Origin of the sequence: Candidatus Accumulibacter similis, from assembly GCA_013347225.1 — a bacterium.
In the GTDB taxonomy this organism is placed as follows: Bacteria; Pseudomonadota; Gammaproteobacteria; order Burkholderiales; family Rhodocyclaceae; genus Accumulibacter; species Accumulibacter similis.
The window spans coordinates 4,368,635-4,382,288 of sequence record CP054595.1 but is presented as its reverse complement, the minus strand read 5'-3'; the positions used below and the strand labels follow the sequence as shown (position 1 = coordinate 4,382,288).

Genomic DNA, 13,654 nt, shown 5'->3' with positions numbered 1-13,654 from the left:
TGCTGCTCTGCGACCAAGGCGAACGGGCGTGGCCCGGCAGCGGAAGCGAGCACCGTGTCGTGGTGAGCGTCGTCGCGCCGGCCAGACGTTCAGCGGTTCGCTGTGCCGCTGCTGCCGATGACCACCACCTGACTCTGCGGCCGCTGACCGCCAGCACACCCGGAGCAGCCGCTGCAGGGACTCCCGCCCAGCGGGCGGTCGCCAGCGCTGCTGGCGGCCAGTCCTCGACGCCGCAGCAGCATCGGCCAGCGCCGGCTCATGGCCGGCAGGAGGGCGGTGGCAAGAATCCCCCGGCCGAGATGGGTGATGGCGGCGACCACCGCGCCGTAGGTGGCGATTTCCTCGAACATGTCAGCCTCCGGTGAGGACGAGGGCGATGCGGTAGGTGACGAAAGCGGCGCCATAGGCCAGCGCAAACAGATAGCCAGCCATCAGCAAGGGGTAACGCCATGAATTGGTTTCGCGGCGGACGACCGCCAGCGTAGACAGGCATTGCGGCGAGAAGACGTACCACGCGAGCAGTGCGAAAGCCGTCGGCAGCGACCAGCCCGCCGCCAGCATGGGCAGCAGCTGATCGGCCACATCATCGCCGGCAGCCGACAGCGAATAGACCGTGCCGAGGGCGCCGACGGCCACTTCCCGCGCCGCCATGCCGGGGACCAGAGCGATCGAGATCTGCCAGTTGAAACCGATCGGTGCCAGAACGACCTCGAGCGCGCGACCCAGCATGCCGGCGTAGGAGTACTGGATGGCCGGGCCGCTGGCGCCTTCGGGAGCGGCCGGGAACGACGACAGGAACCACAGCACGACCATCAGCGACAGGATGATGCCGCCGACGCGTCTGATGAATATGAGCGCCCGTTCGAGCAGTCCGAGCAGCAGACTGCGGCCATGCGGCCAGCGGTAGGAAGGCAGTTCGAGCATCAGTGGCGACGGCATCCCCTTGCCGGCAGCCAGCCTGAGGACGCCGGCCACCGCCATCGCACTGGCCACGCCGCCGACGTAAAGACCGAAGAGCACCAGTCCCTGCAGATTGAAGACGCCGGCGACCGTCGTCTCGGGAATGAACGCGGCGATGATCAGTGCGTACACCGGCAGGCGCGCCGAACAGGTCATCAGCGGTGCGATCATGATCGTCGTCAGACGGTCGCGCCAGTTCGAGATGGTGCGCGCCGCCATGATGCCGGGAATGGCACAGGCAAAGCTCGACAGCAGCGGAATGAACGATCGCCCGGAGAGGCCGACGGTGCCCATCAGGCGATCGAGCAGGAAAGCTGCGCGCGGCAGATAGCCCGAATCCTCGAGGGCCAGGATGAACAGGAAGAGGATCAGGATTTGCGGCAGGAAGACGAGGACGCTGCCGACGCCGGCGATGATGCCGTCGACCAGGAGGCTGCGCAGGATGGTGTCCGGCATCCGTTCGCCGAGCGACTCGCCGACTGCTGCCACACCTTCCTTGATCAGCTCCATCGGCAGGCTGGCCCAACTGAATACCGCCTGGAACATCAGGAACAGCGTTGCCGCCAGGATGAGCATTCCCCAGACCGGGTGCAGGACGACACGGTCGATGCGGTCGTCGAGGCGCGTGTCGACGGCAGGCTGGCTGACTGTCGCGGCCAGGATGCGTCGCACCTCGTGCTGCGTCGCGCTGACGTCGGCGACATCGGGCGGCAACCAGGCAGACGCCGGGGCCACCGACTCGGCGAGCGAGGTTTCGAGCTGGCGGATCAACTCGTCGGCGCCCCGGGCCTTGATGGCGACCGTGCTGACGACCGGCATTGCCAGCTCGCGGGCGAGCGCCGGCACGTCGATGACGATGCTGCGCCGCTTCGCCAGGTCGGTCATGTTCAACGCGAGAATCATTGGCACGCCGAGGCGCCTGACTTCGAGAACGAGGCGCAGGTTGAGCCTGAGGTTGGTGGCGTCGCTGACGCAGACGATCAGGTCGGGACGCGGCTCGTCGTCGACCCTGCCGAGGACGACGTCACGGGTGATCTCCTCGTCGATGCTGAGCGCGTTGAGACTGTAGGCGCCCGGCAGATCGAGCACGCGAAACTTCCGGCCGGCTGGCGTCGTGAACTGTCCTTCCTTGCGGTCGACCGTGACGCCGGGATAGTTGGCGACTTTCTGCCGGCTGCCGGTGAGGAGATTGAACAGTGCCGTCTTGCCACAGTTCGGGTTGCCGAGCAGGGCGAGGCGCAGGGCTGGCGTGGCGGCGCTCATGGCGCTGCCTCGCACGGCGGCGTGACCAGAACCCTCTCGGCTTCGAAGCGGCGCAGGGCGAACATGGTGTCGCCGACCCGCACGGCCAGCGGGTCGCCGCCGGGGTAGCCGCGAGCGACGACGCGCACGCGCTCGCCATCGACGAAGCCGATCTCGAAGAGCCGCAGGGCGATCTCCTGCTCCGCCGTCCCGCCATCAGCAGCGACGGGGCCGCCGCGTACCGTTCCTTCCTGACCCATCGGAAGCTCAGACAGGGTCATCGATCGCTTGGCCGTCATGGTGCCGGGCTCCTTTCTTCAGATCTTCAGATTCATCGGCTTGGTGGGCGTGCGCCGCAGCCCGCAGCTCCGACCACGGTCGTCGGCCCGGTCCGGCAGCAACAGCACTGCGGGGCTGTGCCCGTCCGGGCAAGCCGTCGATCGGGAAGTGGCGACATTGTATGCGAATCATTCGCATTTGTCACGCGACTCGCACGAGTCCGTTCCCGCACCGGTGGGATCGCCAGCGGGTACGGAGGCGGTCACGTACGTGCAGGCATGGCGGCTCCGCCGCAACGGTCGTCGGCCGCAGGGCTCCCGGCTGGCCGGCACGTCTCCGGCAGACGATCAGGCGACGATGAGGCGGGCGGCGCCGCGCAGGCCATGACGCAGCCAGCCCAGGCCGAGTGCCGGCAGCGCGGCCTGCAGACGTTCGGGGTGGGCCGTGGCGAGCAAGGTCAGGTTGCCGCCTCCGAGGGCTTCCGTGCCGGCGAGGCGGACGCATTGGCGGGCGACCGCGTCGGCCACATCGACGAGGCCCGCCCGCTTGTCGATGATTGGCTGCAGTACGGGTGCGAGAAATGTGTAGTGCGTGCAACCGAGGACGATCTGGTCGACCCCTGAATCGAGCAGCGGGGTCAGATGCTGGCGGGCTTCGGCGGCAAAATGGGGGTCGTCGAGCTGCAGCGTTTCGACACGCGTGGCCCAGCCCGGGCACGCCTCGACATGTACCTGTACCGAACCGGCGTGTTGCCGGATCAGGTCTGCCAGCCGCTCGCTGCGGGCTGTCGACTCCGTCGCCAGGACCGCGATGCGGCCGCTGCGCGACAGCGCGGCGGCCGGTTTGACGCCGGGTTCGACGCCGACCACCGCCAGTTCGGGAAAGTGCTCGCGAACGGCTGCCACTGCGGCCGCGGTCGCCGTGTTGCAGGCGACGACGATGACGCCGCAACCCGCGTCGACCAGTCTGCCGCCGATCCGCAGGACACGGCTGCGGATGTAGTGGTCCTCCTTGTCGCCATAGGGCAGGTGGGCGGTGTCGGCGAAGTAGATCAGGTCTGCTGCCGGCAGTTCGCGGGCAATCGCCGCGAGAACCGACAGCCCACCAAGACCACTGTCGAAAACGCCGATCATCGAGCGCCGCGAGAGCGCGAGGCCACTCGTGTCACGGCCCGGGAGCCGGCTTGGCGGGGCGATTGCTCCGTCGCCGGCGGTCGCACCTGCGCCATCATCGCGCCTCGCCGGCCACCGTCGGCAGCAGGTGGGCGGCAATCGCCGTCGCGCCTGCCAGTGGCGGCGGTTGCCTCGCCGGGACGGTCGGGTCTGCCTGTGCGCAAGCGTTCGGCAGCCGACTAGCGGGCGGCAACGATCGCCACTTCGACGAGGAAATCGTGGTGCGCCATCTTGGCTTCGACGCAGACCCTCGCCGGTGCCGTGCCACGCGGAACCCAGCGATCCCAGATCGCATTGACGGCGATGCTGTCCTCGATGTGGCGCAGGTAGATCGTGGCCATCAGCAGGCGGGACTTGTCGCTGCCAGCCTGCTGCAGAAGCTTCTCGATTCCGGCGAGGACCTCGTGCGTCTGGGTGGCGACATTGCTGTCGAGAGTCTGCGGTGTTTCGACGAGATAGATGGTATTGCCATAAGCACAAATGTCCGAATAACGCTGCGTCGTGCCGTGCCGTTCGATCGCCATGCCTCCTCCTCCGTTAGCCGACGGTCATCCTTCCTTCTTCTCCGTTGCAGCCGGGTCTGCGAGCATCGACGGCACCTCCCAGGGCGGTCGATCCGGCAATTGCCGGCGGGGCAGGATCCCGCGACGGCGCTGCCGCCGTTGCGGGTCGGGAGTGGCCGCAGTGCCTATCCGGCACGTCCTGCTGGCGCTGCTTCAGGCGGCGACGACGGCAATCTTGCCGATCTTCGTCTGCCATTCCCGCGGCCCGGTTTCATGTACCGACGTACCCGTCGAATCGACCGCCACGGTTACCGGCATGTCCCTGACGTCGAACTCGTAGATCGCCTCCATGCCGAGATCGGCAAAGCCCACGACCTTGGCCGTCCGGATCGCCTTGGCGACCAGGTAGGCGGCGCCGCCGACCGCCATCAGGTAGGCCGAGCGGTGCTTGCGTATCGCCGCGATCGCCGTCGGCCCACGCTCGGCCTTGCCGACCATCGCGATCAGGCCGGTTTCGGCGAGCATCATCTCGGTGAACTTGTCCATGCGCGTCGCGGTCGTCGGACCAGCCGGGCCGACCGCCTCGTCACGCACCGGATCGACCGGGCCGACGTAATAGATCACCCGGTTGGTGAAGTCCACCGGCAGCTTCTCGCCGCGGGCCAGCATGTCCTGGATGCGCTTGTGGGCGGCGTCGCGGCCGGTCAGCATGCGGCCGTTGAGCAGCAGGGTCTGGCCCGGCTTCCAGGCAGCGACTTCGGCCGGTGTCAGGGTGTCGAGGTCGACCCGGGTCGAGGTCTCGGTATTCGGTGTCCAGTTGACCTTCGGCCATTCGTCGAGATCAGGCGGCGTCAGCACCGCCGGTCCGGAGCCGTCGAGGTGGAAGTGGGCGTGGCGGGTCGCCGCGCAGTTCGGGATCATGGCCACCGGCAGGCTGGCAGCGTGCGTCGGATAGTCGAGGATCTTGACGTCGAGGACGGTGGTCAGGCCGCCCAGGCCCTGGGCGCCGATGCCGAGCGCGTTGACCTTCTCGTACAGCTCCAGGCGCAGTTCCTCGACACGATTGCCGGCCCCGCGGGCGATCAGTTCGTGCATGTCGACCGGTGCCATCAGCGATTCCTTGGCCAGCAGCATCGCCTTCTCGGGGGTGCCGCCGATGCCGATGCCGAGAATGCCCGGCGGACACCAGCCGGCGCCCATCGTTGGCACCGTCTTCAGAACCCAGTCGACGATCGAATCGGACGGGTTGAGCGCATAGAACTTCGATTTGTTCTCCGAGCCGCCGCCCTTGGCTGCGCAGATGACTTCGACGTGGTGGCCGGGGACGATCTCGTAGTGGACGACTGCCGGCGTGTTGTCGCGCGAATTCCGGCGCGCTCCGGCCGGGTCGAGCAGGACCGAGGCGCGCAGCTTGTTGTCCGGGTGGTTGTAGGCGCGGCGGACTCCCTCGTCACACATTTCCTGCAGCGACAGGGTGGCATCCCAGCGGACATCCATGCCGACCTTGAGAAAGATCACCGCAATGCCGGTATCCTGGCAGATCGGCCGGTGGCCTTCGGCGCACAGGCGACTGTTGGTGAGGATCTGGGCGATCGCATCACGGGCCGCCGGGCTCTGCTCGCGCTCGTAGGCGGCGCCAAGCGCCTTGATATAGTCGAGCGGATGATAATAGCTGATGTACTGGAACGCGTCGGCGACGCTCTGGATGAAGTCTTCCTGCTTGATGGTGGTCATTTCAGGCTCTCTCTCGGTGAAGGGCGGCGTGCTGTCCGTGGCCGTGGATGTCGGTTCACTCTCAGTGACGTGCCCCATGTGAAGGCTTGGCCAGCGCCACGGTCGTCGTCATGAGGCGGTCGACCCAGGCCATCGCCAGCGCCGAGAGCAGGAACACGACATGGATCATGACCTGCCACTTGATCGTGTGCTCGCTCATGTTGTCGGCGTTGATGAAGGTCTTCAGGAGGTGGATCGACGATATGCCTATGATCGCCGTCGACAGCTTGATCTTCAGTACGCCCGCGTTGACGTGCGACAGCCATTCGGGTTGGTCCGGATGGCCTTCCAGATCGAGTCGGGAGACGAAGGTCTCGTAGCCGCCGATGATGACCATGATCAGCAGGTTGGCGATCATCACGACGTCGATCAGGCCGAGCACGACGAGCATGACCTCGGTTTCGGTGATGCGCGTGCTGCTGAAGAAGAGATTGTGGATCAGATGCCAGAGTTCGAGCATGAACAGGTAGACGTAGGCACACTGGGCGATGATCAGTCCCAGGTAGAGCGGTGCCTGCAGCCAGCGGCTCCAGAAGATGAACGTTTCCAGGCGGTCTATGGTGGGTTTGAAGGGACTCATCGGCTTTTCGGAGCATGATCGGGATGCGCGATTCTAGCACCAAAGATTGACCCTTTTCTGGCGTGTGGGGAATCGCCACCGTGTAAGTGGCGTGTAAGATTTGCGGCGTCTAATCGGTTGCCATTGGCGTCCCTGCAGGCAGCCTTGGGGGGTGCAGTCGTACGCGGCGGGTGATGCCGCGTCGGGCTCCGGTGACGCCACTTGTTGCATCCGGGTCGTCTGTCGATCACCAATAATCAGAGGAGATGGGATATGTCACTGAACGAGGCCGTAAACTTCTTCGAGCCCTCAGCCGAGTTTGTCAAACAGGCGACCATTTCGGGGATGGATGCCTACCGGGCGCTCTGTGCCGAGGCTGACAAGGACTACACCGGTTACTGGGGGCGGCTGGCGCGCGAACATGTCTCCTGGAAGAAGCCATTCACGCAGGTTCTCGACGAGTCCAACGCTCCCTTCTTCAAGTGGTTTGCCGATGGCACGCTGAACGCCTCGTACAATTGCCTCGACCGCAACGTCGAGGCCGGCCTCGGCGACAAGGTGGCGATCGTCTTCGAGGCCGACGACGGGGCGGTGACGAGGGTGACCTACAGGCAGTTGCTGGCGCAGGTCAGCCAGTTCGCCAACGGTCTGCGCGCACGTGGCATCAAGAAGGGCGATCGTGTTCTGATCTACATGTCGATGGGCGTCGAGGGCATCGTCGCCATGCAGGCCTGTGCGCGTATCGGCGCCATTCACTCGGTCGTCTTTGGCGGCTTTTCCGCGCAGTCCGTCCGGGACCGCATCAACGATGCCGGCGCGGTGGCGGTGATCACCGCCGACGAGCAGTGTCGCGGTGGCAAGAATCCGCCGCTCAAGCCGGCGGTCGATGAAGCCATCGCGCTGGGTGGCTGCGACTCGGTCAGGGACGTGATCGTCTTTCGCCGTACCGGTGGCGCGTGCAACATGGTCGCCGGGCGTGACATCTGGTGGCACGACGTCATCGCCGGCCAGTCCGACGTCTGTGAGCCGGAGTGGGTCGAGGCCGAGCATCCGCTGTTCCTGCTCTATACCTCAGGTTCCACCGGCAAGCCAAAGGGCGTGCAGCATTCGACGGGCGGCTATCTGCTGCACGCGATCGTTACCATGAAGTGGACCTTCGACCTGAAGCCCGGCGATCTGTTCTGGTGCACGGCCGACATCGGCTGGGTCACGGGTCACACCTACATCGCCTATGGTCCGCTCGCCTGCGGCGCGACGGAAATGGTTTTCGAGGGAATCCCGACCTATCCCGATGCCGGCCGTTTCTGGAAGATGATCCAGGAACACAGGGTGACCATCTTCTACACCGCGCCGACCGCCATCCGTTCGCTGGTCAAGGCTGCCGATACCAATCCGGCGGTTGCTCCGACGCAGTACGACCTGTCGTCGCTGCGTCTGCTGGGCACGGTTGGCGAGCCGATCAACCCGGCGGCGTGGCAGTGGTACTACGACAGCGTCGGCGGCGGTCGTTGCCCGATCGTCGACACCTTCTGGCAGACCGAGACCGGCGGTCACATGATCACCCCGCTGCCGGGCGTCACGCCGCTGGTACCCGGTTCATGCACCCTGCCGTTCCCCGGCATTCAGGCGGCAGTCGTTGATGAGACCGGCACCGAACTCGACTGGGGCAAGGGCGGTCAGCTGGTCGTCAAGCGCCCGTGGCCATCGATGATCCGCACCATCTGGGGCGATCCCGAGCGCTTCAAGAAATCCTACTATCCGGATGATTTCGCCGGCAAGCTCTACCTCGCCGGCGACGGCTCGATCCGCGACCTCAACACCGGCTATTTCACCATCACCGGCCGCATCGACGATGTGCTGAACGTCTCCGGCCACCGCATGGGGACGATGGAGATCGAGTCGGCTCTGGTGTCGCATCCGATGGTTGCCGAAGCCGCAGTGGTTGGTCGTCCGGACGATCTCACCGGCGAGGCCATCTGTGCCTTCGTCGTCCTCAAGGGTCCGCGCCCGACGGGTGAAGCGGCGAAGAAGATGGTCAAGGAATTGCAGGACCACGTCGGACGAGAGATCGGACCGATCGCCAAGCCGAAGGATCTGCGCTTTGGCGAGAACCTGCCGAAGACCCGTTCGGGCAAGATCATGCGGCGCCTGCTGCGCTCGCTCGCCAAGGGTGAAACGGTTGCACAGGACGTGTCGACCCTCGAGAATCCGGCAATCCTAGAGCAGTTGCGGGGCTGAGCGAGCGGGGCTGCGAAGGGCGGCTTCCGGCGGTGGCGCCGAGTGGCGGTTGCCGCTCGCGCACCGCAACCTGAACGTGCCCGGCGCTGCGCGGGGCATCGACCCGAAGTGGCGGGAGCCAGGCAGGCGTAGCGGGCCGGCGGTGCCAGCGCTGCCGGCCCGTCAGTTTTTGCCGGTCGAGGAGCAGCATGAGCAACAGTGCGATGGAGACGCTGGTTTCGGCGTGCATCCGGTTCCTGCAGGCTTACCCGCCCTTCGATCGGATGGAGGCGGCTGCGCTGCGCTTCCTTGCGGAGCGTGTCCGGCTGCTGCATTATCCGAAGGACGCGCGCATCCTGTCGACCGAGATGGGCGTCGCGCCTGCCCTGTACATCATCCACCGCGGGCGTGTACGGGCGAAGTCCACCGTTGGCCTCGGCAGCGGCGAAGCGACTTCGTCCACCCTCGGGCCGGGCCAGGCCTTCGCCATCGGTGCCCTGATGGCCCAGAGACCGACGTTTGGCTCCTACGTGGCGCTCGACGAGGTCTTCTGCTATGAGCTGGCTGCCGACGATTTCTTTGCCCTGACGCAGAAGAGCTCGGCGTTCAACCTGTTCTGTACGCAGCACATCGCGGGTCTGCTCAAGCAGTCGCAGCAGCAACTGCAGTTGCAGTTCGCGCAGCGCGCGAGCGAGCAGAGGACGATGAATTCCCCACTCGCTGCAGTGGTCAAGCGGGAAGCGGTTTCGCTTGCGGCGACGGCATCGATTCGCGAGGTCGTCGAACTGATGGCCGCCCGGCACCTCGGTTCGATGGTCGTTGTTGACGAGCAGGAGGTGCCGGTCGGCATCTTCACCCTGTCCGACGTCCTCAAGCGCATCGTCCTTCCCGGCACGTCGCTGGCGCAGCCGATCGCCAGCGTGATGTCGCCGGCGCCGGCCACTCTGCCGTTGGCAGCCAATGCCCACGACGCGGCATTGCTGATGGCGATGCGGGGGATCCGGCACGTGCTCGCGGTCGATGAAGGCGGTCGCTTGCGTGGCGTGGTTTCGGAGCGCGATCTCTTCAAGCTGCAGGGGGCCGGTTTGCGTCAGATTCGGCATGCGATCGATGCTGCGAGCAGTATCGAGGTGTTGCAGCATGCTCGCAGCGACGTGCGGCAACTGTCGCTGACGATGCTGGCCGAGGGCGTCGGCGCGGCAGAGATCACGCAGTTCATCTCGACCCTCAACGACACCGTGACGCGCCGCATCATCGAGCTCAATCTCGAGCGGCACGACCTCTACGGCATCGACTGGGCCTGGTTGTCCTTCGGTTCCGAAGGGCGGGATGAGCAGACCTTCACCACCGATCAGGACAACGGGATCGTCTTCATCTGCACCGACATCATGGATCGTGAGTTGACGCAGTTGCGCTTTCTCGATTTCGCGCGCGATGTGAACGGCGATCTGGATCGCTGCGGATTTCCGCTGTGCAAGGGCAACATCATGGCAAGCAACCCGGAACTCTGCCTGACACTCGATGAGTGGGAGGAGCGGTTCGCGCGCTGGGTGCGCACCCCGGAGCCGCAGGCCTTGCTCAACGCGACGATCTTCTTCGATTTCCGGCCGCTCTTCGGCCGCTTCAATCTCGCCCACCGGCTGCGCCTGGCGCTGTTCAGGCAGACCCGCGGCAATCCGCTGTTCCTGCGCATGCTGGCCGAGAACGCGCTGAGCGTCGCACCGCCCCTCGGACGAATCCGCGACTTCATCACCGACGCCGACCCCGAGCATCCAGGCACGATCGACCTGAAGAAGTATGGGGTCCGCCTGTTCACCGACGCGGCGCGCGTCTTCGCTCTGGCGAATTCGGTCGAGGCGACCAATACAGTCCAACGACTCAGGCGTGCCGGTGCGGTCATGAACATCGCCGCCGACGATCTGGCGGCGAGCATCGAGGGCTTCAACTTCGTCCAGCTCCTGCGGCTGCGCCATCAGCATTTCGAGCAGGAACAGGGGCGCCCGGGTGACAACCTGATCCGGCCGGACGACCTCAACGAGATCGAGCGCCGCGTCCTGAAGGAGGCTTTCCGCCAGGCACGCAAGTTGCAGGCCCGCCTCAAGCTCGATTACCAGATCTGAGCATGAACTGGTTCGCGCGCTTCCTCCGTCCCGTGCAAGATGCCGCTGCCGTGCTGGACGCCCGGCAGGAGCAACTGCTCGCCGACTGGCGGCAGTCGTCCGATGTCGACCTGCGGCGTTCGCACTATCGCAGCCGCTATGTGGTGATCGACGTCGAGGCGAGCAGCGGCGATGCGCACACCGCTCGACTGCTTGCGGTTGCCGCAGTGGCGGTGATTGACGGCCAGATCGCTTTCCGCGATGCCTGGCAACTGCTGCTGCCGGAGGTGGAGCCGGGTGCGGCGTCGCCCTCGGTCGGCGTCACCGAGGCGCCGGCCGAGGTGCCGGCCGAGGTGCCGATGGTCGAGGGGTTGCTCTCCTTCCTCGGCTTTGTCGGCAAGGCGCCAGTGGTGGCCTACAACGCCCGTTTCGTCCGACGGGTGCTGAAGCGGGCTCTCGCCGAGTACCTCGGCGTGCGGCTGCGACTGCCGTGGCTGGACATGGCATGGATCCTGCCTGATCTTTTCCGCGAGGTTGACGCTGGCCCGGAACGCCTCGACGCCTGGCTCGAGCATTTCGGCATTGCCAGCATCAAACGCCATGATGCTCTATCGGACGCCTTTGCCACCGCACAGTTGCTGCAGATCGCAGTCGCCCATGCCGCCAGCAAGGGTTTTGAAACGCCGGCCAGCCTCCGCGAACTGGAAAAGGCACGTCGGCACCTGCATCAAAGCGCCTAGCGAGCGCCGGCGATGTCCGACTACATGGTGAGGCTGCGGCGCTACTACGCTTCCTACACGGTCGGGTTCTTCGCTTTCGTCCTGATGCTGGCCGTGCTCGAGCGGTACGGCATGCCGCCACGCTGGATCGGCTACTCCTTCCTGCTGCTGACCATCTTCCTTTACGCGACGATCGGCGTCCTGGCGCGCACCGCCAGCGTGGCCGAATACTACGTCGCCGGGCGGCGCGTGCCGGCGGTGTTCAACGGCATGGCGACAGGCGCCGACTGGATGAGTTCCGCCTCGTTCATGGGGCTGGCGGGAACCCTGTACCTGTCTGGCCACCAGGGCTTGGCCTACGTCATGGGCTGGACCGGCGGCTATGTCCTGGTGGCGCTGCTGCTTGCACCGTACCTGCGTCGCTTTGGCCGATACACGATCCCGGACTTTCTCGCTGCCCGCTATGGCGGCAATGTTGCAAGGCTCGTGGGTGTGCTGGCGACCGTCCTCGCATCCTTCGTCTATGTGGTCGCGCAGATCTACGGCGTCGGCCTGATCACCAGCCGATTCGTCGGCCTGCAGTTCGAGATCGGCGTCTTCGTCGGCCTCGCGGGCATCCTCGTCTGCTCTTTTCTTGGCGGCATGCGTGCGGTGACCTGGACGCAGGTGGCGCAGTACGCGATCCTGATCGTTGCCTATCTGGTGCCGGTGACCATTCTCTCCTACGAGGTGACCGGCGTTCCGCTGGCGCAGCTGACCTATGGCCGCGTGCTGCAGCAGGTGCAACAGCTGGAGGAGAAGATCTTCGACGACCCGGGCGAGTTCGAGGCGCGCCGCCTCTTCCGTGAGCGTGCCGATGCCTACCACGATCGCATCCTGACTCTCCCCGAATCGCTGGCAGAGGAGCGGCGCGAACTGGCGGTACGGATCAACGCGCTGAAGAACGACAACGCACAGATGCGCGAGGTGGTGGCGCTCGAGCGGGAGCGCAGGGATCTGCCGCGAAACAGCGAAGACGCACGCAACTACTGGGAGACACAGATGCGCCAGGCGGCGCAGCGGGGGGCTGAACCCGATCACCACATGACCGCTTACCCTGGACAGGGTGGGGCGGTGAACGAGTCGGCGCGCACGAACTTTCTCAGCCTGGTTTTCTGTCTGATGATCGGCACGGCCGCGCTGCCGCACGTCCTGACGCGCTACTACACCACCCCCAGCGTGCGCGATGCACGTCGTTCGGTGTTCTGGTCGCTGCTGTTCATCCTGGCGCTGTACCTGACCGCCCCGGCCTATGCCGCCTTCGTCAAGCATGAAATCTACTCGCATCTGGTTGGCTCGCCGATCGCGCAACTGCCGTTGTGGGTGAGCTCGTGGGGGAAGATCGGCATGGTGTCGATCGAGGACATCAACGGCGATGGCATCGTGCAACTGGCGGAACTGGTGCTCAACCCGGATGTGATCCTGCTGGCGACACCGGAGATCGCCGGTTTGCCCTACGTCATCTCCGGCCTGGTCGCGGCCGGTGCGCTGGCGGCCGCGCTGTCCACCGCCGACGGGTTGCTGCTGACGATCGCCAGCGCCCTCTCGCATGACCTCTACTACAAGATCTTTCGCCCGCAGGCGACGACGCAGTGGCGGCTCGTCGTCTCCAAGTCGTTGCTGCTCGTCGTGGCGGTGCTGGCTGCCACTGTCGCGTCGCAGAAGCCGGCGACGATCCTGTTCATGGTGGCCTGGGCATTCTCGCTCGCCGGGGCAGCCCTGTTTCCGGCGCTGATCGTCGGCGTCTTCTGGAAGAGGGCAACGCATGCCGGGGCAGTCAGCGGCATGCTGGTCGGCCTGCTGCTGACGCTCTACTACATGGTTCGTGTGCACTTCCACTCGATGCCCTGGCTGGGCATCCCGGACATCGGCATGGAACCCTGGCTCGGCATCCAGTCGACCTCGGCGGGAGTCTGGGGCGTCGCCGCCGGGTTCGCGACGATCATCGTCGTCAGTCTGCTCGGCAAGCCGCCGAGCAAGGACACGCAGGACTTCGTCGAAAGCGTTCGTTACCCGGAGTTCGATCGCTGATGCCTTGTTCGCCGATGTCCGTCGGTGCGGCGGCCGAGCGCAGGCATGGCGGCTGGCTGCC

Annotated in this window: 11 protein-coding genes; 4 read left to right on the top strand and 7 right to left on the bottom strand. The window is 65.7% G+C overall.

What is annotated here, in order from left to right; all coding sequences use genetic code 11:
* Nucleotides 1–89 precede the first annotated feature (89 nt).
* From HT579_19370 to HT579_19340, 7 genes are all read right to left on the bottom strand, one after another.
* Nucleotides 90–350 carry a hypothetical protein gene (locus HT579_19370; GenBank protein QKS30887.1) on the bottom strand — a complete coding sequence of 87 codons (261 nt, stop codon included), beginning with the start codon at nt 348–350 and terminating at the stop codon, nt 90–92.
* Nucleotide 351: 1 nt separating this feature from the next.
* Complete coding sequence (locus HT579_19365; protein ID QKS30886.1) at nt 352–2,223, bottom strand: ferrous iron transporter B; 1,872 nt, start codon at nt 2,221–2,223, stop codon at nt 352–354.
* Nucleotides 2,220–2,501: a ferrous iron transport protein A gene (locus HT579_19360; GenBank protein QKS30885.1), complete on the bottom strand. Its 282-nt coding sequence runs from the start codon at nt 2,499–2,501 to the stop codon at nt 2,220–2,222. Before HT579_19360 ends, HT579_19365 begins: the two co-directional genes overlap by 4 nt.
* A gap of 327 nt (nt 2,502–2,828) precedes the next feature.
* Entirely contained in the window at nt 2,829–3,614 is a 786-nt protein-coding gene (gene murI, locus HT579_19355) for a glutamate racemase (protein ID QKS30884.1), read from the bottom strand.
* 218 nt (nt 3,615–3,832) lie between these two features.
* Nucleotides 3,833–4,177 carry a RidA family protein gene (locus HT579_19350; protein QKS30883.1) on the bottom strand — a complete coding sequence of 115 codons (345 nt, stop codon included), beginning with the start codon at nt 4,175–4,177 and terminating at the stop codon, nt 3,833–3,835.
* Nucleotides 4,178–4,369: 192 nt separating this feature from the next.
* Entirely contained in the window at nt 4,370–5,890 is a 1,521-nt protein-coding gene (locus HT579_19345) for a fumarate hydratase (GenBank protein QKS30882.1), read from the bottom strand.
* A 61-nt stretch (nt 5,891–5,951) separates the two neighbouring features.
* Entirely contained in the window at nt 5,952–6,509 is a 558-nt protein-coding gene (locus tag HT579_19340; GenBank protein ID QKS30881.1) for a TIGR00645 family protein, read from the bottom strand.
* 252 nt (nt 6,510–6,761) lie between these two features.
* Between HT579_19340 and acs the strand changes: the two genes are divergently transcribed.
* The 4 genes from acs (at nt 6,762) to HT579_19320 (ending at nt 13,593) form a co-directional block, all read left to right on the top strand.
* On the top strand, nt 6,762–8,726 hold the full coding sequence (acs, locus tag HT579_19335) for an acetate--CoA ligase (protein QKS30880.1): 1,965 nt from the start codon (nt 6,762–6,764) through the stop codon (nt 8,724–8,726).
* A gap of 188 nt (nt 8,727–8,914) precedes the next feature.
* On the top strand, nt 8,915–10,825 hold the full coding sequence (locus HT579_19330) for a CBS domain-containing protein (GenBank protein QKS30879.1): 1,911 nt from the start codon (nt 8,915–8,917) through the stop codon (nt 10,823–10,825).
* Nucleotides 10,826–10,827: 2 nt separating this feature from the next.
* Nucleotides 10,828–11,544 carry a 3'-5' exonuclease gene (locus HT579_19325; GenBank protein QKS30878.1) on the top strand — a complete coding sequence of 239 codons (717 nt, stop codon included), beginning with the start codon at nt 10,828–10,830 and terminating at the stop codon, nt 11,542–11,544.
* A gap of 12 nt (nt 11,545–11,556) precedes the next feature.
* Nucleotides 11,557–13,593: a VC_2705 family sodium/solute symporter gene (locus tag HT579_19320; protein ID QKS30877.1), complete on the top strand. Its 2,037-nt coding sequence runs from the start codon at nt 11,557–11,559 to the stop codon at nt 13,591–13,593.
* Nucleotides 13,594–13,654 lie beyond the last annotated feature (61 nt).

Excerpts from the sequence above, each read along its gene's own strand:
- acs (QKS30880.1), top strand. The coding sequence starts at position 6,762 with ATGTCACTGAACGAGGCCGTAAACTTCTTCGAGCCCTCAGCCGAGTTT.
- HT579_19360 (QKS30885.1), bottom strand. The coding sequence starts at position 2,501 with ATGACGGCCAAGCGATCGATGACCCTGTCTGAGCTTCCGATGGGTCAG.
- HT579_19340 (QKS30881.1), bottom strand. The coding sequence starts at position 6,509 with ATGAGTCCCTTCAAACCCACCATAGACCGCCTGGAAACGTTCATCTTC.
- HT579_19365 (QKS30886.1), bottom strand. The coding sequence starts at position 2,223 with ATGAGCGCCGCCACGCCAGCCCTGCGCCTCGCCCTGCTCGGCAACCCG.
- HT579_19350 (QKS30883.1), bottom strand. The coding sequence starts at position 4,177 with ATGGCGATCGAACGGCACGGCACGACGCAGCGTTATTCGGACATTTGT.
- HT579_19330 (QKS30879.1), top strand. The coding sequence starts at position 8,915 with ATGAGCAACAGTGCGATGGAGACGCTGGTTTCGGCGTGCATCCGGTTC.
- HT579_19325 (QKS30878.1), top strand. The coding sequence starts at position 10,828 with ATGAACTGGTTCGCGCGCTTCCTCCGTCCCGTGCAAGATGCCGCTGCC.
- HT579_19320 (QKS30877.1), top strand. The coding sequence starts at position 11,557 with ATGTCCGACTACATGGTGAGGCTGCGGCGCTACTACGCTTCCTACACG.
- murI (QKS30884.1), bottom strand. The coding sequence starts at position 3,614 with ATGATCGGCGTTTTCGACAGTGGTCTTGGTGGGCTGTCGGTTCTCGCG.
- HT579_19370 (QKS30887.1), bottom strand. The coding sequence starts at position 350 with ATGTTCGAGGAAATCGCCACCTACGGCGCGGTGGTCGCCGCCATCACC.
- HT579_19345 (QKS30882.1), bottom strand. The coding sequence starts at position 5,890 with ATGACCACCATCAAGCAGGAAGACTTCATCCAGAGCGTCGCCGACGCG.